Here is a 25,993-nt window from a genome sequence, read left to right as displayed (position 1 = left end):
CGCCTGATTCACGCCTCCTTCTGCCTGATCCACGCGTGGTCCCTGCCGCTTCACGACTTACGACGAGAGTCCGCCGCCATGTACGAGCTGTCCCGGGTCCGCCTCTACTCCATCGGCCCTGCCGGTGCGCGCTACGCCGACACCGTGCTTGACCTGCGTGGAGTCGGCAAGCCCGTGCCCAACCCCGCCCCCACGCAGGCGGAGTTCTTCGAGGACGAGCCGGTCGGCCCGCCGCGCCGCCCGGCCCCCGCCGGTGTGCTCTTCCTGGAGAACGGCGGCGGCAAGTCCGTTCTCCTCAAGCTGATCTTCTCGGTGATGCTGCCGGGCCATCGCAATACGCTCGGCGGCGCCAGCTCCGGCGTGCTGCGCAAGTTCCTGCTCGCCGACGACTGCGGTCATGTCGCCCTGGAGTGGCAGCACACGCTCACCGGCGAGTGCCTGGTCGTGGGCAAGGTCAGTGAGTGGCGGGGGCGGCAGGTCTCCAACGACCCGCGGAAGTTCGCGGAGGCTTGGTACTCCTTCCAGCCCGGCCCCGGACTAAGCCTCGACTCACTGCCGGTCGCCGAGTCCACCGCCGTCCGTCCGTACGGCGAAGGCGTGTCCGGCGCGCAGGGCCGCCGCCGCACCATGAAGGGCTTCCGCGACGCGATCACGGACGCGGGCAAGGCGTATCCGCACCTCGACATCCACTGGGAGGAGATCCACGACCGGTGGAACGAGCACCTCGGTGAAGTCGGCCTCGACCCCGAACTGTTCCGATACCAGCGGGAGATGAACTCCGACGAGGGCGAGGCGGCCGGCCTCTTCGCGGTCAAGAAGGACTCCGACTTCACCGACCTGCTGCTGCGCGCCGTCACCGACACCCGGGACACGGACGGCCTCGCCGACCTCGTCCACGGCTTCGGCAACAAGCTGGGACGCCGGGCCGAACTGATCGCGGAGCGGGAGTTCACGGCGGGCTCCGCCGACCTGCTCGGCCGCATCGTCGACGCGGCCGACACACGGCTGCGCTCCCGTGACGTCCACGCGGCTGCCGAGCGCCGGACGCGGACGCTCTCCCGCAGGCTCACGGTCCGCGCCGCCGAGGAGCGCGGCCGCACCGGCGAGCTCGCGCAGCAGGTCACCGCCACCGCTCACAAGGTCACCGAGGCCGAGCAGGTGCGCGGCCGCAGCTCACTGATCGCCGCCGAGCTCGCCTACCGGCACGCCTCGCTGGCCCTCACCGCCGCCGAGAAGGCAGCGGGCGGCCAGCGTCGTGAGCTGGCCGACGCCCGTACGCTGCACGCCGCCTGGCAGACCGCCGAGATCGTCCTGCGCCACCGCGCCGCCGCCGACCGCGCCGCGCGCGTGACCGTCGCGATCCGCGAGGCGGAGCGGGACGCGGCACCGGCGCTGGCCGCCCGTGGCACCGCCGCCGGTGAGCTCGTACGGGCGCTGCACACGGCAGCCGAGGACGGCGAGCGCGTAGCGGCCGAGGAGGAAGAGCGCTCGGCGGCGCTCCAGAAGACGGGCGAGGCGGCGCACCGCGATGCCACCACCGCGGCGACCCAGGCACAGCGTGCCCGCAGCGAGATCGGGTACCTGCGTCAGCGCCTCGGCGAGGTCGAGCAGGAGACCGCGGAGGCGGTACGGGCCGGGTGGCTCGACGACACCGCCCCCGACGCCGACCCGGCGCGCGCTGCGCTCGCCGCCGTCGACGCGGAGAAAGCGGCGGTCGCCGCCTGGGAAACCGCACGGGACGCCGCCCGCACAACGGGCGACCGGGCGAAGGAGGCCGCCGCCACGGAGAGCCGGGCCGACCTGGCTGCAGCACGCGCGGCGGACGCCGCGCAGGGCGCTGAACACGCGTACCAGGCGGAGTACCGGGCGGCCGAATCGATCGCCGCGCACGACCGCCTGGCAGAGCTTCTGAGTCTGCCGTCCACTCCGTCGGCGGCCGGGGGTGTACCGCAGCCCCGCCGGAGCGCGGCACAGGCCGGCCACCCGGATACGCAGGGCACGGACGAGGCCGCACGAGCCGCCGACGCCGACGCCGACGCCGATGAGTATCCGGCGGGAGGAGCCGGTGACGGTCACGCTTCGGTGGACGCCGCGGCCGAGGCCGGCGGGTCGGTGTCTGCGAGCGGTGACACCAAGTACGGGGCTGCCGGCGCCGCGATCCGTACCCAGGACGCGGCAACGGCCCGCCCGATCGACGAGGCGGACGACGCCAACGGCACCGACGACGCGCGGAGCGGCGTCCCTCACGAGCCGGGAGCCACCGCGGGCGCCCACCGCCCCCGCACCCCGCGCCCCGCCGCGGAGGGCCCGCTCACCGTCGCGGAGCTGGACCGCAACGCCGAAGACCTTCTCCACCTGCTCGACCAGGGCGTCACCTCGGCCGAGCGCCGGCTCTTCGGCATGCGTACGGCCGCCGCCGACGACGCGCGGATTCTCGGCGCGCTCGGCGACGGCGGTCTGCTGCCCCCCGGCCCCGATGTCCTCGCCACCGTCGAGTTCCTCGGTGAGCACGGCATCCCCGCCCTGCCCGGCTGGCGCTATCTCGCGCAGGCCGTCGCCCCGGCCGACCACGCCGCCGTGCTCGCCGCACGCCCCGAGCTGGTCGACGGCGTGGTCATCACCGATCCCGAAGCGCACGAACGGGCCCGCGAGGTCCTCGCCGGCGCCGCATTGCTGCCCCGCTCGGCCGTCGCCGTCGGCACCGCCGCCGCGCTGCTGGCCCCGGTGCCCGCACCCGGCACCGGCGCGTCCGACCGCGGCGATGTCTTCCTCGTACCGCCGAACCCGGCGATGCACGACGAGCACGCCGCCGACGAGGAGCGCCAGGCACTCAGGGCCCGGGTGGCCGCCCGCGACGAGGAGATCCGCGAGCTCGCCGCCAGGCTCACCGGCGACCGTGCCCTCGCGGCCCGCCTCGGCTCCTGGCGCGCCGACTGCCCGCCGGGCAGGCTCGACGAGCTCGCGGAGACGGCCAGGGGCGCGAGCGCCGCGGCCGAGACTGCCGAAGCCGCGCTGGCCGAGGCCCGTACGGCCCGCGCCGAGGCCGACGAGGCCGCGGCGGACGCGGCCCGCGTCCGGGACGATCGACAGGACGCCACCCAGCGTGCCCGTCGCGTCGCCGACGCCCTCGCGGGGCTCGCGCACCGGCTGCGCGAGCGAGCCGGCTGGCAGATCAAGCTGCGCGAACTGACCGAGGAGGCAGCCGAGTCGGAGGCCAGGGCCACGGTCTGCCTGGAGCGTGCGAGGGCCGCCGACGAGGACCGCCGCGCCGCCCAGCGCACCGCCGACGACGCCCACCGGACGGCCCGCACCCTGCGGGCCGAGCGGGCCGAGATCGCCGGCGCGCCCGAGACCCTTCCGGAGCGCGAGGAGAACGCACGGCGCATCGCGCTGCCCGCCCTGCGCGAGGCGTACCGCGCCGCTTCGCAGCTGTACGAGAAGGTCGGCGTGGGAGCGGATCTGCGTGCCGAGCAGGCCAGGGCGGAGAGCGACGAGAGCACCGCCCTCGCCGAACTCAACCGGCTCACCAACAAGGTCCGCACCAAGGCCGCCCTGATGCTGGAGGGCACCGACGGGGCCGACGGCCCGTCCCGCCAGGCCGCCGCGGCCCGCGCCGAATCCCTCGTACAGATGCTGGAGTCGAGGGCGTCCGCCGCCAGCGAGCAGCTCGGCCGACTGCGCGGCGAGGCCGAGCGCCTCGCGCCGCAGGACGCCCCGGCGCACACCGAGCTGCCCAACAACCTCGTGCCCACCGACGCCGAGCAGGCGCAAGCCCTGCTGCGCACCGCCACCGCGGAGCTCGCCACCTGCTCCGACGCCCTGGAGTCGGCCCGCGAGGCCCACGCCGAGTTGCTGCGGGCGCACCGCACGGCGGAGGACGCGGCAGGCGGCTTCGAGGAGACGGCCGCGATGCTGCGTGACCTCCTCAGGGACCAGCAGCGGTCCGCGGAGGCGGCGGAGGCCGCCGAAGGAGCCGACGCCCCCGAGCCCTACCCGGGCAGCCTGGAGGAGGCGCGGCAGTCCGCCGCCGAGTCCCGCCGCTCACTGCGCGGCTGCGCCGCCGACCTGTCCGCCGCCGACGCCGCGGTGCGCGAGACGAGCGATGTCCTCGTACGGCATGCCAACTCCACGCGGTACGAGCAGGTACGCACCCCCGCGCGCCAGCAGATCCGCGAACTTCCCGCCGCCGCGCTGCCCGAGCACGCCGCGGCCTGGGCGGCGGCCTTCGCGCCCCGGCTGCGGGTGCTGACCGACGAGCTGGAGCAACTGGAGCGCAATCGCGGCAGCATCGTCGACCGGCTCCGCGGCCTCGTGGAGTCCGCGCTGACGACGCTCCGTTCGGCGCAGCGCCTCTCCCAGCTGCCCGAGGGTCTCGGCGAGTGGTCCGGCCAGGAGTTCCTGCGGATCCGCTTCGAGGAGTCGGATCAGGCGACGCTCGTGGAGCGGCTCGGCGAGGTCATCGACGAAGCCACCCGCTCCGCCGTCAAGAAGAACTCGGACCTGCGCAGGGACGGAATGTCCTTGCTCCTGCGCGGTGTTCAGGCGGCCCTGCAGCCCAAGGGCATCTCCGTCGAGATCCTCAAGCCGGACGCCGTACTGCGCGCCGAGCGGGTGCCGGTCGGGCAGATGGGCGATGTGTTCTCCGGCGGTCAGCTGCTGACCGCCGCCATCGCGCTGTACTGCACGATGGCCGCACTGCGCAGCAACGACCGGGGCCGCGACAAGCACCGGCACGCCGGCACGCTGTTTCTCGACAACCCCATCGGCCGCGCCAACGCCACGTATCTGCTGGAGCTCCAGCGCGCTGTCTCGGACGCGCTCGGCGTCCAGCTGCTCTACACGACGGGCCTGTTCGACACGACCGCGCTCGCCGAATTCCCGCTGGTCATCCGGCTGCGCAACGATGCCGACCTCAGGGCGGGGCTGAAGTACATCAGCGTCGAGGAGCACCTGCGGCCCGGCCTGCCGCAGCAGGACCCGGAGGCCGAGACGGTGCACGGCGAGATCACAGCGACACGCATGTTCAAGCGGACGCCCACGCCTGCGGAGTGACTGCGGCGGACGCCCGCGCGCCCCGAGTGACCACGTGGGCGCCCGCGCCTGCCGGGTGACTTCGGCGGATGTCCACGCGCGCCGAGCGACCTCGGCGGCTGCCCGCGCGCCCCGAGCGACCACGTGGGCACGCCTGGGCACGCGCGGGCGCACGAGCGGGCAGCGGGGACGGGCGGAGGAACGGGCAGCGGGCCTCAGGCGGCCTGGGAGAGTCGGCCCGTCCCCGGCTGGCCCTGCGGCTCCCGTTCCCGTATTCGCGTCGACCGGCGGGCCGTCCGGCGGGCCCGGCGGCGCTCGCGGCGCAGACTGCGCGCCGTGCTGCTCGGCACGGACACCACGCCGTGCCGCTGATTCCACACCTGTCGGGTGACCCACACGTCCAGCACGCCCCAGGTCGCGACCACCGTACTGGCGACGCTGCTGAGGACCATCGGGAAGGCGAGCCAGGAGCCCGCGAGCGTGCACAGGAACGCCACCATCGCCTGGATCATCGTCAGCGACATGATGATCACGGCGCGCACGGCGGCCGTACGGACGGGGTCGGCCATCCGCGGCCGTACGGCAGGCTCCTCGACCCACAACTGCCGTGGTGCCCCGGCCTCCTCTGCCGATTCCGCCGCACGCGGGGCCGCCTTCGCATTCGCGTCAGCCGCCGGGCCCGGAACCGCCACGGTTGCTGCGGACGTCCTGCGGTGCTCTTCCGTGTCCATGGTGTCCATCAAACCTTCACTCCCCACCACCTGGCCCCACGACCTGGCGTGCCGCTCAACCCGGGCGTGGGACAACCGCCTTCACGAACGGCTGCCCGCCTTACGCCCTTTTATGCCGATCCGCCGGGCCCAATGTGATAGGTGCGTCCCCATCGTTCCCGTTCCCCCGTACAACAGGATGAATGACCGACCTCGAAGATTCCCGCCGAGCTGAGAATTTCAGCCATCTGCCTCGATGGGGAACGAGGCGTCTCTTCAGGCGCCCTAAGCCCCAGTAGGGCGGTCAACTGCCGGAAATCCAGGGCAACTCATGATCAACCAGCCACAGTGCGGCTGAAAATCGCCCGTACAGGTCTTCGAGTTGCCGGAGCGACAGTAGTAGGCTCACGCCGTTTGTTGACGGAACATTTACCCCCGCCCGACGGGGGTTGAGCTGGGGGAGGCCATGCGCTTTCGCGGGAAGTCCATCCGCAGGAAGATCGTGGCGTTGCTGCTGGTGCCGCTCGTCTCCCTCACCTCACTGTGGGGATTCGCCACCGTGATCACTGGGCGCGAGGCCGACCAGCTTCTTGACGTCGCCTACATCGTCGAGCAGGTGGGCTACCCCATCGAGGACACGGTCAGGGTCATCCAGCAGGAACGCCGACAGACGCTGATCTATTTGGCGGACCCCCGGGCTTCGGACGCCCTTGCCGCTCTCCGCCGTGAACGCGCCGTGACCGATGCGTCCGTGGCGAAGATCAAGGAGCGGGCCCGGCAGCCCAATGTGCGCGACGAGATGCGCAGCCAGACGGAGCGGCGCCTCGCCTCGCTCCTGGAAGCCTTCGAAGGCATCGAAGCGCTGCGCAGCTCCGTCGAGAACAGCACAGTCACGAGGCGACAGGCACTCGACCGCTTCAACCGGCTGGTCGACCCCTGCTACGCCTTCCTGATGACCCTCCACGCCCTTGAGGACGTGGAGATGGACAAGCAGGGCCGCGCACTGGTCGGCGTCGCCGAGGCCCGCGAGATGCTGTCCCGCCAGGACGCACTGGTCGCCTCGGCACTGGTCGCCCGGCAGTTCGCCGCGCCCGAGCTGCGCGAGGTCTCGGGCCTGGTCGCGAACCGCAAGCTGCTCTACACCGTCAACCTGGAGAACCTGCCCTACGAAGAGCGTGAAATCTTCGAGCGGTACTGGCGCAGCCCGGACACCGAGCCCCTGCGCACCGCCGAGGATCGCCTCATCGCGTCGGGCGCGGGCAAGGACCCGAAAGCCGTCAGCGCCAAGAGCTGGAACGAGGCCGCGACCGGCGTTCTCGATCGCCTGGCCGGCGAGGCCCAGGCCGCGAGCGACCGCTACCAGGACCGGGTCGACCCGGTTGCCTTCGGCGTCCTCGTCCGGGCGGGCCTGGCCGGTGTGCTCGGTTTCCTCGCGCTGCTCATCTCGCTCGTCCTGTCCGTACGGATCGGCCGCAGCCTCGCCCGCGACCTCTCCCGGCTCCGCAAGGAGGCCCACGAGGCATCCGGTGTCCGCCTGCCGAGCGTGATGCGCAGGCTCGCCGCGGGCGAGGAGGTTGACGTGGAGACCGAGGCCCCGCGTCTGGAGTACGAGAGGGACGAGGTCGGCCAGGTCGGCCAGGCCCTCAACACCCTCCAGCGCGCCGCCGTCGAATCGGCCGTCAAACAGGCCGACATGCGCCGCGGCGTCTCCGAGGTCTTCGTCAACCTGGCCCGCCGCAACCAGGTTCTGCTGCACCGCCAGCTCACGCTCCTCGACACCATGGAGCGCCGCACCGAGGACACCGACGAGCTCGCGGACCTTTTCCGTCTCGACCACCTCACCACCCGCATGCGCCGCCACGCGGAGGGCCTGGTCATCCTTTCCGGCGCGACAGCGTCCCGGCAGTGGCGCAAGCCCGTCCAGCTCATGGACGTCGTACGCGCGGCCGTCGCCGAGGTCGAGGACTACGAGCGCATCGAGGTACGCAGGCTGCCGCGCATCGGCGTCGGCGGTCCCGCGGTGGCCGACCTCACCCACCTGATCGCCGAACTCCTCGAGAACGCCACGGTGTTCTCGCCCCCGCACACCGCAGTCCAGGTGCACGGTGAGCGCGTGGCCAACGGCTTCACGCTCGAAATCCACGACCGCGGCCTCGGCATGATCCCCGATGCCCTGCTCGACGCCAATCTGCGGCTCGCCGAGACCCCCGAGTTCGAGCTGTCGGACACCGACCGGCTCGGACTCTTCGTGGTCAGCCGACTTGCCCAGCGGCAGAACGTCCGGGTCTCGCTCCAGCCGTCCCCGTACGGCGGAACCACCGCGATCGTCTTCATCCCCGCCGCACTGCTCACCGACGCCCCGGAGACCAACGGCACCGGCTTCCGGCTCGACCGCAAGCACGCTGCCGACAGCCCGGGTATCGGGGAGGGCGGCCGTCGTCAGCCCGTCACGACGCTCGCCCGCGTCCCCGCGGAGCTCGCCGCCCAGGCGGTCCTCGACGGACCGGTGGAGCTCGAACCCCCGCTGGGCGTCCTGGGCCTCGAAGAGGCGACGCTCGGCGGACTCGCCGACATCGAGGACATCGAAGACACAGAGAGCGGGCGCGGCGGCATCTTCCGGGCGCGTGAGCGCCCGCGGGACCGCGGCCGGGACGCTCTCGGCGAGCAGCACCAGCAGGCCTCCGAGCCGTTCCCCGAGAGCGGCGAACGCGCCCACCCGGGCACCGCGGTCCCGCTGCCCCGCCGCAAGACGCCGAGTCCGGCTCCGCCGACCGCGCAGCACCCGCCGAAGCCGCCGACCCTGGTGTCCGACAACGGCCGCCTCGTCGGCGGCCGCAGGCGCCCCCCGGCGGACCGTACGGACCGCACCTTCTCCACTCCGCCCGCACGGGAACCGGCCACGACGAACGAGCCCCCGGGCCTTCCGTCGCTGGACGGACTGCCCCGCCGCGTCCGCCAGGCCAGCCTCGCCCCGCAGCTGAAGGACACCGACACCGCCGGCCGCACCGGATCCGCCACTGACGCGCCCGTCACCGAGCAGGACACCGAGCGCGACGCGCACGAAGTACGCAGCCGCATGGCCTCGCTCCAGCGCGGCTGGCAGCGCGGCCGTCGCGAGAACGACGTGCCCGACGAGAACGGCGCGACGCGCGGAACCGGCGGGAACGACGCAGCACCGGGCGAGACAGCACCAGGAACCACACCAGAGGGGAACGGTCGATGACCGCACCGAACGCCGCAGCACACAACGCCACAGGCAGGGGTTCCGGGGAGCTCAACTGGCTCCTCGATGAATTGGTCGAGCGCGTCGGCAGCATCCGCAAGGCGCTGGTGCTCTCCAGCGACGGCCTGCCCACCGGCGCGTCGAAGGACCTGACGCGTGAGGACGGCGAGCACCTCGCCGCCGTCGCCTCCGGCTTCCATAGCCTCGCCAAGGGGGTCGGCCGGCACTTCGAGGCGGGCCGCGTCCGGCAGACCGTCGTGGAGCTCGACGAGGCCTTCCTCTTCGTCACCGCCGCCGGCGACGGCAGCTGTCTCGCCGTGCTTTCGGACGCCGACTCCGACGTCGGCCAGGTCGCGTACGAGATGACGTTGATGGTCAAGCGGGTCGGCGTGCACCTGATGACCGCGCCCCGCTCCGGTCTGCCCGCCGGAGGGTGAGTGGGATGGCATGAGCGAATCAGGCCAGCAGGGATCGCCGCACTGGTTCGACGACGACGCGGGTCCCGTCGTACGCCCGTACGCGATGACACGCGGCCGGACCAGCAGTGCGACCCGGCACCGGCTCGACCTGATCGCGCTGGTCGTTCCCGAGCCCGCTGCCGACGACCCCGGACGCGACCAGACGCTCGCCCCCGAGCATGTCGAGATCGTCGAACTGTGCAGTGAGACACCGCAGTCCATCGCCGAGCTCGCCGCGGGCCTCGACCTCCCTGTCGGGGTGGTCCGGGTGCTCGTCGGTGACCTCGTCGAGGACGAACTGGTGCATGTGACCCGACCCGTACCTCCGGCGGAGCTGCCGGACGAGAGCATCCTTCGCGAGGTAATCAATGGTCTTCGGGCGCTCTAGCCGCAAGAAGCGACCGGTGGACCCGGTGACGCTTAAGATCCTGGTGGCAGGCGGATTCGGGGTGGGCAAGACCACCTTGGTGGGCGCGGTCAGCGAGATCAGACCGCTGCGCACCGAGGAGACGCTCACCGAGGCGGGCCGTCCCGTCGACGATGTCGTAGGGGTCGAGGGCAAGACCACCACCACGGTGGCCATGGACTTCGGGCGCATCACGCTCCGCGAGGACCTGGTGCTCTACCTCTTCGGCACCCCCGGTCAGGACCGCTTCTGGTTCCTGTGGGACGAGCTGGCCCAAGGGGCGCTCGGCGCCGTGGTGCTCGCCGACACCCGGCGCCTGGAGGACTGCTTCGCGGCCATCGACTACTTCGAGCGCCGCGGCATCCCCTTCGCCGTCGCCGTCAACTGCTTCGAGGGTGCCAACCGTTATCCGCCGGAGACGGTGCGCGCTGCGCTCGATCTTGACGAGAACGTGCCCCTGTTGCTGTGCGATGCACGGGACCGCGAAACGGTCAAAACCGTGCTTATCGCCGTCGTCGAGCACGCCCTGACCCGCTCCGCCGACCGGCGGCAGACCGCGTCCACCTGACTCCCGGAGCCTGAGCATCGCAGCGGCCCGTACCCCCCCCGCCGACAGGGGTACGGGCCGCAGTCCTTGAGGGCTCGTCGAAGCCGACCGCGCGAGCCGTCGTACTCAGGAGGTGCCCGGCCCGTCCTCCTGCCAGCCGAAGCTCCGCTCAACGGCCTTGCGCCAGTTGTGGTGCTCGCGGTCACGCTCCTGCGCCTCCATCCGCGGCGTCCACTCGACGTCGCGCTGCCAGTGCGCCTTCAGCTCGTCCAGGTCCGACCAGACCCCGGTCGCGAGGCCCGCCGCGTACGCCGCGCCCAGGCAGGTCGTCTCGGAGATCTTCGGCCGGATGACGGGTACACCCAGAACGTCCGCCTGGTGCTGCATCAGCAGGTTGTTGCCGGTCATGCCGCCGTCCACCTTCAGCGTGGTGATGGCGACGCCCGAGTCCTGGTACATGGCGTCGACGACCTCCTTCGTCTGCCAACTGGTGGCCTCCAGGACCGCCCGCGCCAGGTGCGCCTTGGTCACGTACCCCGTCAGCCCGGTGATGACCCCACGGGCGTCGGAGCGCCAGTACGGCGCGTAGAGCCCGGAGAACGCCGGCACGATGTACGCCCCGCCATTGTCGTCGACGCTCGCCGCGAGCGTCTCGATCTCGTCCGACGTACGGATGATCCCCAACTGGTCCCTGAACCACTGGACCAGGGCGCCGGTGATCGCGATCGACCCCTCCAGGCAGTAGACCGGCGCCTCGCCACCGATCTTGTAACCCATGGTGGTGAGCAGCCCGTTCTTCGAGGCAACCGGCCGGTGGCCGGTGTTGAGCAGCAGGAAGCTGCCTGTCCCGTACGTGTTCTTGGCCGTCCCGATGTCATAACAGGCCTGTCCGAACACGGCGGCCTGCTGGTCACCGAGCGCCGAAGCCACCGGCACCCCCGCCAGTTGCCCCACGGCCGTCCCGTACACCTCGGACGACGACTTGATCTCCGGCAGTACGGCCTGGGGCACGTTCATCGCGGACAGGATCGAGGTGTCCCACTGGAGCGTCGCGAGGTCCATCAGCATGGTGCGGCCGGCGTTGGTCACATCCGTGACGTGTACGCCGCCGTCCGTACCCCCGGTGAGATTCCAGATCAGCCAGGAGTCGATGGTCCCGAAGGCGATCTCGCCCCGCTCGGCGCGACCGCGCAGCCCGGGGACGTTGTCCAGCAGCCAGGTCACCTTGGGGCCGGAGAAGTAGCTGGCGAGCGGCAGGCCGGTCGTCTCCCTGAAGCGGTCCTGGCCGTCCGTGCCGCCCAGTTCCTTGCAGAGCGCGGACGTGCGGGTGTCCTGCCAGACGATCGCGTTGTGTACGGGCTTGCCGGTCGCCCGGTCCCACAGCACCGTCGTCTCACGCTGGTTGGTGATGCCCAGCGCACTGAGTTGCTCGGGGCGCAGTCCCGCCTTGGCGATCGCGCCCGCGACGACGGCCTGCACCTTGGACCAGATCTCGGTCGCGTCGTGCTCCACCCAGCCCGGCTTGGGGAAGATCTGGCGGTGTTCGCGCTGGTCGACGGCGACGATCGCACCGGCGTGGTTGAAGATGATGCAGCGGCTCGATGTGGTGCCCTGGTCGATGGCGGCGACGTACTTCTCGGTCTGCCCAGTATTTTCCGTCATGACGTCCCCTCGGTCGGAAGTGTCGGAGGCTTGAGGACCCAACGGCCCTGCGGAGCATTCGGGGCCCTTTCGGGCGCTCAGGGTGTTCAGAAGGCCAGGTTGTAGACGACGCCCCCGAGGGCCCCGCCGATCAGCGGACCCGCCACCGGCACCCAGGCGTAACCCCAGTCGGAGGTCCCCTTGTTGGGGATGGGCAGCACGGCGTGGACGATGCGCGGCCCCAGGTCGCGGGCCGGGACGAGCCAGGCGAGTACGGCCCCGAGTACCGCACTGACCATCTGCCCGAGTACGTACACCCAGACCTGGCCCCACACGCCGGCGCCGAAGAGGATCAATATGGCGGTGCCGATGATCTCACCGACGAAGACGTCCCCGTTGCTCATGGCGGCTCCTAGGCCCTCGCCCGGGGTCGAAGCCCCGGTCCTGAAGTGCAGGGTGCGTTTTCCATGGCTGCGGAGCCGAAAGCGAGGCAGTCCCATACCTCGCCGGGCCCCGTGACGTGCGTGCCGAGCCGGTGGGATCGCCCGTGGGGGAGGCCCCCGGGAGGTGCCCCGGACGCAGGGCTGTGCCCCGCGTGTCTGGGAGCCGTCGTACGGCGACGCCGACTGACACGGGAAGTGTTCACCGGCGGTGATGGACCGTCAAGGTCGCCGACAGCAACCGCTGGCCGGGGCGCCACCGCCCCGCCCAACGGGTTTCCGGACCCTCAACGCACGGCGACCACCGCGGAGCCGTGCCCGAACAGCCCCTGGTTCGCGGTGAGTCCGACCCGCGCCCCCGGCACCTGCCGCTCGCCCGCCGTACCGCGCAGCTGCCAGGTCAACTCGCAGACCTGCGCGACGGCCTGGGCGGGCACCGCCTCGCCGAACGACGCCAGACCGCCGCTCGCATTGACCGGGATCCGTCCGCCGAGCGCCGTCGCGCCTTCCCTCAGGAGCTTCGCGCCCTCCCCTGCCGCGCACAGCCCGATGTCCTCGTACCACTCCAGCTCCAGAGCGGTGGAAAGGTCGTAGACCTCGGCGAGGGAGAGATCCTCGGGCCCGATGCCCGCCTCCTCGTACGCCGCCCGCGCGATCGAGGCCCGGAAGGAATCGGGGGAGGGGGCCACCGCGACGGACGAGTCGGTGGCGATGTCGGGAAGGTCCAGCACGGCCTTGGGATAGGTGGGCGTGATGGTCGAGACAGCGCGGATACGAACCGGGTCGGCCACCCCGCGGCGACGCGCGAACTCCATGCTGCACAGGACCAGCGCGGCGGCGCCGTCGGAGGTGGCACAGATGTCGAGCAGCCGCAGCGGATCGGCGACCACAGCGGACGCCGCGACCTCCTCGGCGGTGACGGCCTTGCGGTAACGGGCGTTGGGGTTGAGCGCGCCCGCCGCCGCGTTCTTCACCTTGACCTGGGCGAAGTCCTGCGGCGTATCCCCGTACAGAGCCATGCGGCGGCGCGCGTACAGCCCGAAGTACGCGGGGTTCGTCGCCCCGAGGACCCTGAAGCGCAACCAGTCGGGATCGTCGGGCCGCTCGCCGCCCACCGGGGCGAAGAATCCCTTGGGCGCCGCGTCCGCGCCCACCACCAGCGCCACATCGGCCATGCCGGACAGGATCTGCGCACGGGCGGTGTTGACGGCCAGTGCACCGGACGCGCAGGCGGCGTACACACTCGTCACGCGCGCCCCCTGCCAGCCGAGCGCCTGCGCGAACGTAGCGCCCGCCACATAGCCGGGGTAACCACCACGCACCGTCTCCGCGCCGACGACCGACTGCACGTCCTGCCAGCCGACCCCGGCGTCGGCGAGCGCGGCCCGCGCCGCCAGCGTGCCGTACTCGATGAAACTGCGCCCCCACTTGCCCCACGGGTGCATGCCCGCGCCCAGCACCGCCACATCGCCGGTCATGACCGCACCCCGGCCGCGTCCGCCGCGACGGGCCGCCAGTGCCAGGTCGTCCAGGTGGTCCCCGCCGCCTCGTCCTCGTTGAGCACTCCGGGGACGACTTCGACCTCCATGCCCACCGCCAGATCCGCGGTCGTCAGGCCCGGAGCGGCCTGCCCGAGCACCACCATGCCCTCGGCCGCGAGCTTGACGGCGACCAGCGTGTACGGCGTCCAGTCCACGGCCGGGTCGCTGACGTACGGCGCGGGCGGGCGGTAGCGGCTGTCGGTGTACGACCAGACGCGGCCCCGCTTGGACAGCGGCACCTCGGCCAGCTCACCGCCGGCGCAGGCCGGATTGCGGCAGAAGGCGTCCTGTCGGGGGAAGAAGACCGAGGCGCACGCCGAGCAGCGGGTGCCCAGCAGCCGGAAGTCCTCCCGGTCCGTTTCCACGGTGAACCAGCCGGCCACCACGGGTGTACGCACGTGCGTCAAGAGCCCTCCCCAGCACAGGAACTGACGGTACGTCAGAAGTGTGCCACGGGTCAGCGGTTCTCCGCGAGCCACTTGGCGGCGGTCTCCGCCAGCTCACTGTCGCGGCCCGCGAGCATCGTGCGGATCATCTGCACATCGCCGCGCAGTGACCAGGCGGGATGCCCGAAGGTGGCGGGATTGTTCTTCTCGATCAGGAAATGCGAGGGCCACGCGGCGCCGTATCCGATCAGCGGCAGCGCGGCGGCATACCGCTTCCGGCCGCGCGCCAGACCGTACGCGCTGACGGCGAGCCCGGTGAGCGTGCCGGTGAGATGGATCCAGCGGGTCGCCGCCCTAGAATGCATCGCGACGTAGTAGGGCCAGAATTCCTCGTACGAATCAAAAGTCGGCTGCTCCATACGGGCACCGTAATGGCCCGGCGGAGAACCGGATACGGCCGATGCGCGTCCGAAAGGGAGAGCGGAGGGCCGGGGCCCACGGGGGTGGCCCCGGCCCTCCGCCAACGCGACCACTAGTGACCGGCGACCGAGCGGCGCGACACCGGGAAGTCGAAGAACGTGTCGGGGAACAGCTCGGGTTTGAAGGTGTAGTGCCACCACTCCTCAGGCAGATTCACGAAGCCCACGTCCGCCAGGGAGCCCTTGAGCAGCTGCCGGTTGGCGCGCTGCTCGCCCCCGATCCGCGGATCGTCGGTGTGCGACAGGGTGTCGAAGCAGTCGTAGCCCGTGCCCATGTCCACGGAGTTGTCCGGGAAACGCTCGGCCTTCGGCGCGAAGCAGGACGCGAGGGGCTCACCCGGCACGTACGGTCGCGTGGGCTTGGCCGGCAGCTTCACGATCGTCAGATCCACCGTACTGCCCCGGCTGTGCCCGGACTTCTCAGCGATGTACCCGTCCGCGAACAGCCGCGACTTGTCGACCCGGGGATAGAACTCGTTCTTCATCACCTCGTCGTCGAGGTCCTTCGCCCACCGTACGAAGTGGTCGACGGCCCGCTGCGGGCGATAACAATCGTAGACCTTCAGCGAGTAGCCGCGACGCAGCAGCTTCAGCTGGGTCAGCTGCAGGGCCTTCGCCGCGGGCCTGGTGAGGATGCACACCGGCTGCCGGTATCCGTCGACCGGCTCACCCATGAAGTTGTGCCCGGTGGTGTAGCGCATCTCCTGGATGATGGTCGGCGCCACGGACCGCAGGGCCACGAACTCCCGGGGGGCCTTCGGCTCGGGGTTTGCCTGCGCCGTGGGCGGGACGGCGGCGACGGTGAGCAGGGCGACGGCCGCGGTGGCCAGGGCGCGGAGTGCGGAGGCAAGTCCTGTCATGGACCTTCGTCTATCAGATCAACGGCCCGCGGGGGAAGGGCGATCGGATACAGTCCGCGCGTGCCCGGACCCACGAACAAGCCCGCCCAGGTCTTCGCGGGGGCCCCTGCCGAGCCCCCCGCGGCGACGTCTGCCCAGACCCACACGGGTGCCTCTACCCAAGCCTGTGCCGGGCCTCCGGCCCAGCCCCAGCCCCAGCCCCAGCCTCCGGCCGTGGCCGTCCCCGTTCGGGACTCCCACTGCTCCAGCTGCGGGGCGCCCTACCCGCCGGGCGTCGGCTGGCCCCGCACCTGCCCCGCCTGCGGCACCACGGCGTACCGCAATCCGCTGCCGGTCGCCGTCGCCCTGCTGCCCGTGCGTGACGTGCGGGGCACGGGACTCGTCGTGATCACCCGCACCATCGAACCGCAGCTCGGCGGGACCGCGCTGCCCGGCGGTTTCATCGACCACGGCGAGGACTGGAGGCACGCGGTCGTACGCGAACTGCGGGAGGAGACGGGCGTCCGCGCCGACGAGGAACAGGTACGCCTGGCCGACGCACGGAGCTCCCCGGCGGGCCACCTGCTGCTCTTCGGCCTGCTCCCCGAACGCGCGCTCGCGGAGCTGCCGCTGTCCGTCCCCACGGACGAGACGACCGGCTGGCACATCCTGCGCGAACCGGCCGAACTCGCCTTCCCGCTCCACACGGAAGCAGTAGAGGCCTGGTTCGCAGGCAACTACACGCACGCCCCTACAGCCTGACCGACACACCTAGCACCGCCAGCACCCCCACCCCGCCCAGCAAATCTCTCCGCCCGGCAAATCCGGCCCGTCCGGCGTTTGAGGACAATTTGAGGACAAAGGGGGCCCGGGGCCCCGCCCCCGGTTTCGGGAAGGGGCGGGTAGGGGAAGTCCCCCGGGCCCCCGCCTCACACCCCCCGCACCCGAACCGGCAGCCCCACCTCCCCGCCCCCCTCCCGCTCCACCACGACCCGCCCCTCGTGCACCCGAGTCGTGAACCGCTCCACCTCGGCCGGCTCCCAACCGTCCCCCGCGTCCCTGACGACCAGCCCACCGCCCGTACGTCCCGCCGCGGGCGCCCACACGTCGAGCGCGAGCCCACCGTCCTCACCCCGCACAGGAATCACCGCACCGGCCCGTGCCAGTACCGGGATACGGGAGAGCGGCGCGTCGATCAGCACCTGCCCCGGGCCTTCGTACGCCTCACCGGTCGCCGTGTCGTACCACCGCCCGCGCGGCAGCCGCACCGCCCTCCGGTCGGTCCCACGCTCCAGTACGGGCGCCACCAGCAGGCAGTCCCCGAGCAGGAAGGCGTCCTCGCAGTCCCGCAGCGCCCGATCCTCCGGGGCACCCCACCAAACGGGCCGCACATAGGGCGCCCCGGTGAGACGGGCCAGCTGGGACAGCGTCATGAGATAGGGCCGCAGCCGCTCCCGTTCCACCAGCGCGGCCCTCGCGTGCTCAAGCACCTGCGGACCGAACTCCCAGGGCTCCCGACGGCCCGCGGTGAGCGCCGCGTGCGTACGGAAGAGCGGCAGGTACGCGCCCAGCTGGAACCAGCGCAGATACAGCTCGGGTGAAGGACTGCCATTGAAGCCACCCACATCGGGCCCGGAGTACGGCACTCCGCACAGCCCCATGCCGAGCACCAGGGACAGCGAGGCGCGCAGCCCCGGCCAGCCGGTCGACACATCACCCGACCAGGTGCCGCCGTACCTCTGCATCCCGGCCCACCCGGAACGCGAGAAGAGAAAAGGCCGCTCGTCGGGACGCAATCGGCGCAAGCCCTCGTAACCGGCGCGCGCCATCGCCAGACCGTAGACATTGTGGGCCTCCCGGTGATCACCGCCCCGCCCCTCCAGATCGTGCCGCGCGGAACGCGGCAGCGTCGGGTCACCGAAGGCGGAGAAGGAAACCGGCTCGTTCATGTCGTGCCACACCCCGGAGAACCCCTGCGCGAGACGCTCCTCGTACAGTGATCCCCACCAGTCACGCGCGCGTGGAGCGGTGAAATCGGGATAGACGCACTCGCCGGGCCAGACCTCCCCGCGCACCTCATTGCCCCGCGCGTCCCGCACGAAAAGCCCGGCGGCCGACCCACTGTCGTACAACGCGCTGCCACGCTCCGCCCTGACGGCGGGATCGACGATCGACACGAGCCGCACCCCCGCCTCCCGGAGGTCGGCGGCGAGCCGAGGAAGATCGGGGAACCGCTCGTGGTCGACGGTGAAGACCCGGTGCCGGTCGTAGTGGTCGATGTCGAGATGCAGCACGGACAGCGGCAGCCCCCGCTCCTGATAGCCCGCGACGATCCGCCGCACCTCCCGCTCGCTGCCGAAACCCCACCGCGCATGCTGGGGACCGAGCGCCCACGACGGGGGGAGCGCGGGCGAGCCCGTGAGCGCCGCCCAGCCATGCAGCACACGCGCGGGCGCGCCGGCCACGACCCAGCAGCGCAACGGCCCGCCCTCCATGCGTATTTCACTGGTGCCCGGCCGGTCGTGCCCCGAGCCCGCCCCCTCCTCGCCCTCGCGCAGCGTCACCCGGCCGTCCCACGTGTTGTCGTGGAATGCCAGATGCGTGCCCGCGTCGGAAACGATCAGCTGCACCGGCATCGTGATGTAGAGCGGATCGTCACCCGGCGCGAAGCTCCCCCCGGGGTCGGTGTTCCACAGCCGATACGTGCCGTCACGCAGCCGGGGCCCGGAAGCCCGGCCGCCGAGGCCGAAGAAGCGCGCGTCGGCCGGCACCTCGCTGCGCTGCACCCAGCGCGCGGGCCCCCCGGCAACGGGCTCCCACCAGCGCGGCGGCAGCTCCCGGCGGAGCACCACCCCGCCGGGCGTACGGATCTCGACGGCGCCGTGCCGTGACACGGCGACCGTGAGCCGCTCCGACACCACCCGCCAGCCGCCGTCCTTGTCGGGCTCAAGACCGGCCCTCGGGTCGGGCTCGGGGCAGGCGCCCGCGAGCGCGTACGAGGGCTCGGGCTCCGCACCGTCCCAGCCCCAGAAGACCGCCCCGCCCACCGCCACCATCACGCGCAGCTCCGAACGGGCGAACCGCACGACCCCGCCGCCCGGCTGGGGCTCCGCCCCGGTCACCGGACCCGGCACCCGGGCACGCTCAGGGACCCTGGGGGGCAGCCCCCAGGCATCCGTGCGATGCCGCCGCCAGGCCGAGCGCGCCGCGCGCAGCCCCTGCACCGTGCCGACCATTTTCACCGAGCGCACCAGGTCACGACCGTCCATACGGCTCACCCTGCCACCCGGCGGACCGTACGCGGGAGGCGTTCAACAGCCGTTCACCCGTGGTATGCCCACACGACGGGATGTCCGACTGTGTGCGGCCCGCCCTGGTGCCGAAGACGATCACATGGCATCGTCCGTGTCAGCCGCCGCGTGCGCACACCCTCCGCACGCGCGCGCCACAACGCACACCACGCGTACAGCCCGGGAGCCGCCCCATGACCTCAGCACCCAACGCCGCGCCCCTCTGGCAGCCGGACGCAGACCGCATCGCCGCCGCCACGATCACCCGTTTCCAGGCCTGGGCGGCCGAGCGGTACGGCGCGCCGGCGGAGGGCGGCTACTCGGCGCTGCACCGCTGGTCGGTCGACGAGCTCGACACGTTCTGGAAGGCCGTGGCCGACTGGTTCGACGTCCGGTTCTCGACCCCGTACGAGACGGTCATCGCCGACCGCTCCATGCCCGGCGCACGGTGGTTCCCCGGCGCCACCCTCAACTACGCGGAGCACGCGCTGCGCACCGCCGAGGACCCGGCCCGCGCGGACGACCCGGCCCTTCTGTGTGTCGACGAGACCCACGAGCCCATCCCGGTGAGCTGGGCCGAACTGCGCCGCCAAGTGGGGTCGCTCGCCGCCGAACTGCGCGCCCTCGGCGTACGCCCTGGAGACCGGGTCAGCGGCTACCTGCCCAACATCCCCCAGGCGACCGTCGCCCTGCTCGCCACCGCCGCCGTCGGCGGCGTCTGGACCTCCTGCGCCCCGGACTTCGGAGCGCGCAGCGTCCTCGACCGCTTCCAGCAGGTCGAGCCGGTCGTCCTGTTCACCGTCGACGGCTACCGCTACGGCGGCAAGGAGCACAACCGCACCGAGGCCGTCGCCGAGCTGCGCCGCGAACTACCCACCCTGCGCGCGGTGGTCCACATCCCGCTCCTCGGCACCCCGGCCCCCGAAGGCGCCGTCGAATGGTCCGCGCTCACCGCCGCCGACACCGAGCCGGTCTTCGAACAGGTCCCCTTCGAGCACCCCCTGTGGGTCCTGTACTCCTCCGGCACCACCGGCCTGCCCAAGGCCATCGTCCAGTCCCAGGGCGGCATCCTCCTGGAGCACTTCAAGCAGATCGGCCTGCACTGTGACCTGGGCCCCCAGGACCGCTTCTTCTGGTACACCTCCACCGGCTGGATGATGTGGAACTTCCTCATCTCCGGCCTGCTCACAGGCACCACGGTCGTCCTGTACGACGGCAGCCCCGGGTACCCGGACACCGGCGCCCAGTGGCGCATCGCCGAACGCACCGGGGCCACGCTCTTCGGCACCTCCGCCGCCTACGTCATGGCCTGCGCCAAGGCGGACGTCCACCCCGCCCGTGACTTCGACCTCTCCCACATCAAATGCGTCGCCACCACAGGCTCCCCGCTCCCGCCTGACGGCTTCCGCTGGCTCCACGACGAGGTCGCGTCCGACCTGTGGATCGCCTCCGTCAGCGGCGGCACGGACGTCTGCAGCTGCTTCGCCGGCGCTGTCCCCACGCTCCCGGTCCACATCGGAGAGCTTCAGGCACCCTGCCTCGGCACCGACCTCCAGGCCTGGGACGCCCAGGGCAAGCCGCTCACGGGCGAAGTGGGCGAACTGGTGGTCACCAACCCCATGCCGTCCATGCCGATCCGCTTCTGGAACGATCCCGACGGCACCCGCTACCACGACAGCTACTTCGACACCTATCCCGGCGTCTGGCGCCACGGCGACTGGATCACCCTCACCGACCACGGCTCGGTGATCATCCACGGCCGCTCCGACTCGACGCTCAACCGCCAGGGCGTGCGCATGGGCTCCGCCGACATCTACGAGGTGGTCGAGCGCCTCCCCGAGATCCGCGAATCCCTGGTTATCGGCCTCGAAGAGCCCGACGGCGGCTACTGGATGCCCCTGTTCGTCCACCTCGCCGACGGAGCGACGCTCGACGACGACCTGCGCGCCCGTATCAAGCAGGCCATTCGCACCCAGCTCTCCCCGCGCCATGTTCCCGACGAGGTGATCGAGGTCCCCGGCGTGCCCCACACCCTCACCGGCAAGCGCATCGAGGTCCCCGTCAAGCGTCTCCTCCAGGGCGCGGCCCTGGACAAGGCCGTCAACCCGGGTTCGGTGGACAACATCGGCCTCCTGCGCTTCTACGAGGACCTTGCCCGCACCCGCCGCTGACTCCCGGCCATGATTGTCAGTGCCTGCGGTTACGGTGAGTGAGCAATCATCGACTGCGCGCAGGGGGAGTCATGGCGCACACCAAGCACACCAAGCACACCAAGCACACCAAGCACACCATGAGCAAGAGCATGCGACGGGTGCTCCGCCGCGAAGTGCCCAGCACGGTAGGCCTGTTGGCCGACGAGCAGGACTTCGCGGCGATGAAGAGGTACGGCAGCTTCGTCTTCGACGACCACGCGGCGTACCTCCATCAGATCGACGACCTGCTGCGGTCCCTCGCGGCCCAGGGCGTGCACACCACCGTCGCCCTCTTCGACCCGGAGGAGTTCCTGGAGTTCTGCGAGGCCACCGGCCTCGACCCGGACACACCAGTGAGCCGGACCCGTTTCACCGCAGAGCTCGCGATCTGCGGGGCGTCCGTTCCGTACAGCGGCCAGCCCATCGACCGGCTAGTGCCCCTGCTGATCAACGAAGCGGTCCGCCAAGCCACTTGGGACTACGCGACGCTCCTGCTGGCCGATCTGGGCAACTGCGCCGAGTGCGGCAAGGACATCGGCCGAGAATCCTTCGACCGCGCCTCGCGCCTTGTGCTGCGCCTGCTCGAAGCGGCCGGCCCAGGTACCCACCATCTGGTCTGCAGTGTCCCGGCCGAGCAGGCACAGCTGCTGGCCGTCCTGCACGCGGAGCGCACAGGCGACGAGCCGGTCCACCTGCCCGAATCCGAAAGCGCGGAATTCATGACGGTCCTTGCGGCCGGCATCGCCATGGAAAGCCCCGGGGGAGTGGTGCTCAGGACCACCGAGCCCGGCGAGCCGGCCAGGCTCCGCGGCTGGAGACTGAACCGCGGCAGCCTCGTCGCGCTCAGCGCCGGTGAGGTGTTCAGCGCCTACTGCACGGACGCGGACACCGGCGACCCGGTCTCACCGGAGCCGGGCGTCGAATACTGCCCCGGTTTCGACGTCGAAGATCCGGAGCCCCGCCACTGAACGACCGCGGGGCTGACCGCACCCGGCGGACAGCCCCGCGACCCGGATCACGTCCGGTCACTCCCCGGAAATCACTCCCCGGAAAGCACCGCCTGCGCGGCCGCACGGGCCTCGTCGGCGGTGTCCGTGGCACGCGCCGCCGCGGCTGCGCGCTCACACTGGGCGAGGGTGTACTTCGCCAGCGAAGCACGGACATAAGGAATGGCCTTCGCCCCCATCGAAAGGGAGGTCACACCCAGCCCCGTCAGCACACAGGCGAGCAGCGGATCGGCCGCGGCCTCACCACACACACCACAGCTCTTGCCCTCGGCCCTGGCGGCGTCGGCGGACATCGCGACCAGGTCGAGCAGCGCGGGCTGCCACGGGTCCTGGAGCCGCGACACCGCACCGACCTGGCGGTCGGCGGCGAAGGTGTACTGCGCCAGGTCGTTGGTTCCCAGCGAAAGGAACTCCACTTCCTGCAGGATCGACCGAGCCCTGAGCGCGGCGGACGGAATCTCCACCATCGCGCCGAACTTCGCCTGCAGCCCGGCCTCCCGGCACGCGTCCGCGAATGCTTTGGCGTCCGTACGGTCCGCGACCATCGGCGCCATGACGTCGAGGTAGACCGGCAGACCCTCGACGGCCTTGGCCAGCGCGGTCAGCTGGGTGCGCAGCACATCGGGGTGCTCCAGCAGGGAACGCAGCCCACGCACACCCAGCGCCGGGTTCGGCTCCTCGGCGGGCGTCAGGAAGTCGAGCGGCTTGTCAGCACCTGCGTCCAGCACCCGCACCACGACACGGCCCTCGGGGAAGGCCTCAAGCACCTTGCGGTAGGACTCGACCTGCTTCTCCTCGCTCGGCGCCTGCGCGCTGTTGTCGAGGAAGAGGAACTCCGTACGGAACAGGCCGATGCCCTCGGCGCCGGCCTCGACCGCGGCCGGCACATCGGCGGGACCACCGATGTTGGCGAGCAGCGGAACCTTGTGTCCGTCGGACGTGGCACCGGGGCCGGTCGAGGCGGAAAGCGCCGCCCGGCGTTCGGCGGCAGCGGCTTCGAGTTCCGCACGCTTTTCGGCGCTCGGCTCGACGAAGATCTCACCCGTGCTGCCGTCCACCGCGACGACCGTTCCCTCGGCCAGCTCACCGGCGCCCGGCAGGGCCACCACGGCAGGTACACCCAGCGCACGCGCGAGAATCGCGCTGTGGCTGGTCGGCCCGCCTTCTTCGGTCACAAAGCCCAGAACCAGAGTGGGATCGAGCAGCGCGGTGTCGGCGGGAGCGAGGTCCCGGGCGATCAGTACGTACGGCTCGTCGCTGTCCGGCACACCGGGCATCGGCACGCCGAGGAGGCGCGCGACGATACGATTCCGCACGTCGTCGAGGTCGGCCACCCGGCCGGCCATGTACTCGCCGGCGCCGGCTAGGAGTTCCCGGTAGGTGGCGAACGCGTCGTACACACCACGCTCGGCACTGCTGCCGACGGCGATCCGCCGGTCCACATCAGCCATCAGCTCGGGATCCTGGGCCATCATGGCCTGTGCCTCAAGCACATGCAGTGCCTCGCCGCCGGCCAGATTGCCGCGTGCAATCAGATCGGCCGCCACAGCCTCAACCGCCTGGCGGGCACGCCCCTGTTCGCGCCCTGCCTCCTCGGCGGGAATCTGCTTGGCAGGCGGTTCGAGAACTGCCGTGCCCATGTGCCGAACCTCGCCGATCGCCACACCGTGGCTCACGCCGACGCCTCGCAGCGTTGTCTCCATTTCACCCGTCTCCGGTTATTGCGGCGGACCCAGCCGCCACGATGAATGTCGTACCCGCGGCCGTCACTACGGCGCGAGCGTCACTTCCAGCTGAACAGAGCGTCGCCGGACTTCACTTCGCCGTCCTCGACCAAGCCGGAGAGGGAGTCGGCCGTAGCCTCCAGTGCCACGATCGGACATACCGGCGACTTGCCGGCCGCTTCCACGGCCGCAGGGTTCCAACGTACGACCTCCTGGCCGCGCGTCACGGTGTCCCCCTTATTGACGAGCAGCTCGAAGCCCTCGCCGTTGAGCTGCACCGTGTCGATGCCGAGGTGCGTCAGCACGCCGTGGCCCTCGTCGTCGACCACGACGAAGGCGTGCGGGTGCAGGGAGACAATGACTCCGTCAATAGGGGCCACGGCCGACGACGGCTCACGCACGGGGTCGATGGCGGTACCGGGACCGACCATCGCTCCGGAGAACACAGGGTCGGGGACTGCGGCGAGTCCGATGGCGCGTCCAGCAAGAGGGGATGTAACGCTGGTCATGGGGAGCCTCCCAGGGGCGGAGATTCGTGCCGCCGTCACTACCTGTCCTGGACGGCGTACTGTTCAGAAGCGTAGGTCATGAGAAGTCCCGGTTCCGCACGAGACGTACTACTTGGCGGACCTAGGGACGCACCACAAACGATTTGCCTCGTCTGCTGGTGCCATGTACTGTCGTACCTCTGCCTGACACCAACACGCACTCCATCGTGAGTCGTGGGTCGGCAGCGTCTATCAAGCCCTGATCCTATCCTGAATTCTGACTTCTGCGTGCTCGCAGAACGATGGTCAAGGTCGCGGAAAAGGCCTGATAGAGTCGGAATCGCCGGAAAGGGAAACGCGAAAGCGGGAACCTGGAAAGCGCCCCGCCGACGGGGAATCGGACGCGAAAGCGTCTGGTAGAGTCGGAAACACGAAATACCGAAGGGAAGCGCCCGGAGGGCCCCGTGAAAAGGGACCAAAGGAAGCGTCCGTTCCTTGAGAACTCAACAGCGTGCCAAAAGTCAACGCCAAATGTTGATACCCCGGCCCATCCTTTGCGGGTGGGTTGGTGGTTCCTTTGAAAAGACCCGGACGGCCCTTTTGCTTCGGCGGGGGGTGCGGCCGGGCAACACTAGCGAGGACGCTGTGGACATCACGCCTTATTCCGGCTGTGGTGTCCCGCTCGTCGTGTGTGTCTCCCGATTACGGGAAAACATTCACGGAGAGTTTGATCCTGGCTCAGGACGAACGCTGGCGGCGTGCTTAACACATGCAAGTCGAACGATGAAGCCTTTCGGGGTGGATTAGTGGCGAACGGGTGAGTAACACGTGGGCAATCTGCCCTTCACTTCGGGACAAGCCCTGGAAACGGGGTCTAATACCGGATAATACTTCCTGCCTCATGGGGGGAAGTTGAAAGCTCCGGCGGTGAAGGATGAGCCCGCGGCCTATCAGCTAGTTGGTGGGGTAATGGCCTACCAAGGCGACGACGGGTAGCCGGCCTGAGAGGGCGACCGGCCACACTGGGACTGAGACACGGCCCAGACTCCTACGGGAGGCAGCAGTGGGGAATATTGCACAATGGGCGAAAGCCTGATGCAGCGACGCCGCGTGAGGGATGACGGCCTTCGGGTTGTAAACCTCTTTCAGCAGGGAAGAAGCGCAAGTGACGGTACCTGCAGAAGAAGCACCGGCTAACTACGTGCCAGCAGCCGCGGTAATACGTAGGGTGCGAGCGTTGTCCGGAATTATTGGGCGTAAAGAGCTCGTAGGCGGCTTGTCACGTCGGTTGTGAAAGCCCGGGGCTTAACCCCGGGTCTGCAGTCGATACGGGCAGGCTAGAGTGTGGTAGGGGAGATCGGAATTCCTGGTGTAGCGGTGAAATGCGCAGATATCAGGAGGAACACCGGTGGCGAAGGCGGATCTCTGGGCCATTACTGACGCTGAGGAGCGAAAGCGTGGGGAGCGAACAGGATTAGATACCCTGGTAGTCCACGCCGTAAACGTTGGGAACTAGGTGTTGGCGACATTCCACGTCGTCGGTGCCGCAGCTAACGCATTAAGTTCCCCGCCTGGGGAGTACGGCGCAAGG

17 protein-coding genes, 1 rRNA gene and 1 pseudogene are annotated in these 25,993 nt (G+C 70.7%); 9 read left to right on the top strand and 10 right to left on the bottom strand.

The genetic code is table 11. From position 1 onward, the window contains the following. Positions 1-78 precede the first annotated feature (78 nt). A complete protein-coding gene (locus ABCR94_RS19605; protein WP_347120784.1) occupies positions 79-5,052 on the top strand; it encodes a hypothetical protein in 4,974 nt (1,657 codons plus the stop codon). 194 nt (positions 5,053-5,246) lie between these two features. Here ABCR94_RS19605 and ABCR94_RS19600 read toward each other — a convergent pair whose 3' ends face one another. Continuing rightward, positions 5,247-5,762 (bottom strand): hypothetical protein, encoded by a 516-nt coding sequence (locus tag ABCR94_RS19600; protein ID WP_347121358.1) that lies wholly within the window; start codon positions 5,760-5,762, stop codon positions 5,247-5,249. 445 nt (positions 5,763-6,207) lie between these two features. Between ABCR94_RS19600 and ABCR94_RS19595 the strand changes: the two genes are divergently transcribed. From ABCR94_RS19595 to ABCR94_RS19580, 4 genes are read left to right on the top strand one after another with little or no spacing between them, the layout of a single operon-like run. Next, on the top strand, positions 6,208-8,964 hold the full coding sequence (locus tag ABCR94_RS19595; protein ID WP_347120783.1) for a nitrate- and nitrite sensing domain-containing protein: 2,757 nt from the start codon (positions 6,208-6,210) through the stop codon (positions 8,962-8,964). Beyond that, positions 8,961-9,401 (top strand): roadblock/LC7 domain-containing protein, encoded by a 441-nt coding sequence (locus ABCR94_RS19590; protein ID WP_283521651.1) that lies wholly within the window; start codon positions 8,961-8,963, stop codon positions 9,399-9,401. Before ABCR94_RS19595 ends, ABCR94_RS19590 begins: the two co-directional genes overlap by 4 nt. A gap of 10 nt (positions 9,402-9,411) precedes the next feature. Further along, a complete protein-coding gene (locus ABCR94_RS19585; RefSeq protein WP_283521652.1) occupies positions 9,412-9,810 on the top strand; it encodes a DUF742 domain-containing protein in 399 nt (132 codons plus the stop codon). Continuing rightward, on the top strand, positions 9,791-10,396 hold the full coding sequence (locus ABCR94_RS19580) for a GTP-binding protein (RefSeq protein WP_347120781.1): 606 nt from the start codon (positions 9,791-9,793) through the stop codon (positions 10,394-10,396). The genes ABCR94_RS19585 and ABCR94_RS19580 overlap by 20 nt, the downstream gene beginning before the upstream one ends. A 105-nt stretch (positions 10,397-10,501) precedes the next feature. Here ABCR94_RS19580 and glpK read toward each other — a convergent pair whose 3' ends face one another. The 6 genes and pseudogenes from glpK to ABCR94_RS19550 form a co-directional block, all read right to left on the bottom strand. Continuing rightward, on the bottom strand, positions 10,502-12,037 hold the full coding sequence (glpK, locus tag ABCR94_RS19575; RefSeq protein WP_347120779.1) for a glycerol kinase GlpK: 1,536 nt from the start codon (positions 12,035-12,037) through the stop codon (positions 10,502-10,504). Positions 12,038-12,123: 86 nt separating this feature from the next. Further along, positions 12,124-12,273, bottom strand: a pseudogene (locus tag ABCR94_RS19570) (aquaporin); the annotation flags it as partial. 470 nt (positions 12,274-12,743) lie between these two features. Then, positions 12,744-13,934, bottom strand: coding sequence for a lipid-transfer protein (locus ABCR94_RS19565; RefSeq protein ID WP_347120778.1), 1,191 nt, complete (start codon positions 13,932-13,934; stop codon positions 12,744-12,746). Further along, complete coding sequence (locus tag ABCR94_RS19560) at positions 13,931-14,383, bottom strand: Zn-ribbon domain-containing OB-fold protein (protein ID WP_521977486.1); 453 nt, start codon at positions 14,381-14,383, stop codon at positions 13,931-13,933. The genes ABCR94_RS19565 and ABCR94_RS19560 overlap by 4 nt, the downstream gene beginning before the upstream one ends. Before the next feature lie 71 nt (positions 14,384-14,454). Then, positions 14,455-14,802, bottom strand: coding sequence for an Mpo1-like protein (locus ABCR94_RS19555; RefSeq protein WP_347120775.1), 348 nt, complete (start codon positions 14,800-14,802; stop codon positions 14,455-14,457). 113 nt (positions 14,803-14,915) lie between these two features. After that, positions 14,916-15,722: a M15 family metallopeptidase gene (locus tag ABCR94_RS19550; RefSeq protein ID WP_347120774.1), complete on the bottom strand. Its 807-nt coding sequence runs from the start codon at positions 15,720-15,722 to the stop codon at positions 14,916-14,918. Between the two features lie 213 nt (positions 15,723-15,935). Here ABCR94_RS19550 and ABCR94_RS19545 point away from each other — a divergent pair, with 213 nt between their 5' ends. Then, positions 15,936-16,463 carry an NUDIX domain-containing protein gene (locus ABCR94_RS19545; RefSeq protein ID WP_347120772.1) on the top strand — a complete coding sequence of 176 codons (528 nt, stop codon included), beginning with the start codon at positions 15,936-15,938 and terminating at the stop codon, positions 16,461-16,463. 167 nt (positions 16,464-16,630) lie between these two features. Here ABCR94_RS19545 and ABCR94_RS19540 read toward each other — a convergent pair whose 3' ends face one another. Further along, positions 16,631-18,970 carry a glycoside hydrolase family 31 protein gene (locus ABCR94_RS19540; protein ID WP_347120770.1) on the bottom strand — a complete coding sequence of 780 codons (2,340 nt, stop codon included), beginning with the start codon at positions 18,968-18,970 and terminating at the stop codon, positions 16,631-16,633. 215 nt (positions 18,971-19,185) lie between these two features. On the opposite strand from ABCR94_RS19540, the gene ABCR94_RS19535 reads away from it, so the two are divergent. Beyond that, a complete protein-coding gene (locus ABCR94_RS19535) occupies positions 19,186-21,162 on the top strand; it encodes an acetoacetate--CoA ligase (protein ID WP_347120768.1) in 1,977 nt (658 codons plus the stop codon). A gap of 71 nt (positions 21,163-21,233) precedes the next feature. Continuing rightward, positions 21,234-22,151: a DUF8829 domain-containing protein gene (locus ABCR94_RS19530; protein ID WP_347120767.1), complete on the top strand. Its 918-nt coding sequence runs from the start codon at positions 21,234-21,236 to the stop codon at positions 22,149-22,151. Between the two features lie 71 nt (positions 22,152-22,222). Here ABCR94_RS19530 and ptsP read toward each other — a convergent pair whose 3' ends face one another. Beyond that, the gene (gene ptsP / locus ABCR94_RS19525; protein ID WP_347120766.1) at positions 22,223-23,893 is read right to left on the bottom strand and encodes a phosphoenolpyruvate--protein phosphotransferase; all 1,671 of its coding nucleotides are present in this window, start codon (positions 23,891-23,893) and stop codon (positions 22,223-22,225) included. Positions 23,894-23,973: 80 nt separating this feature from the next. Beyond that, entirely contained in the window at positions 23,974-24,423 is a 450-nt protein-coding gene (locus ABCR94_RS19520) for a PTS sugar transporter subunit IIA (RefSeq protein ID WP_347120764.1), read from the bottom strand. 694 nt (positions 24,424-25,117) lie between these two features. Here ABCR94_RS19520 and ABCR94_RS19515 point away from each other — a divergent pair. Beyond that, positions 25,118-25,993 (top strand): 16S ribosomal RNA (locus ABCR94_RS19515); the annotation flags it as partial.

Source organism: Streptomyces changchenzhani (assembly GCF_039766235.1).
Taxonomy (GTDB): Bacteria; Actinomycetota; Actinomycetes; order Streptomycetales; family Streptomycetaceae; genus Streptomyces.
Note: the sequence above shows the minus strand (reverse complement) of the source record. Positions and strands in the feature narration are given on the sequence as shown.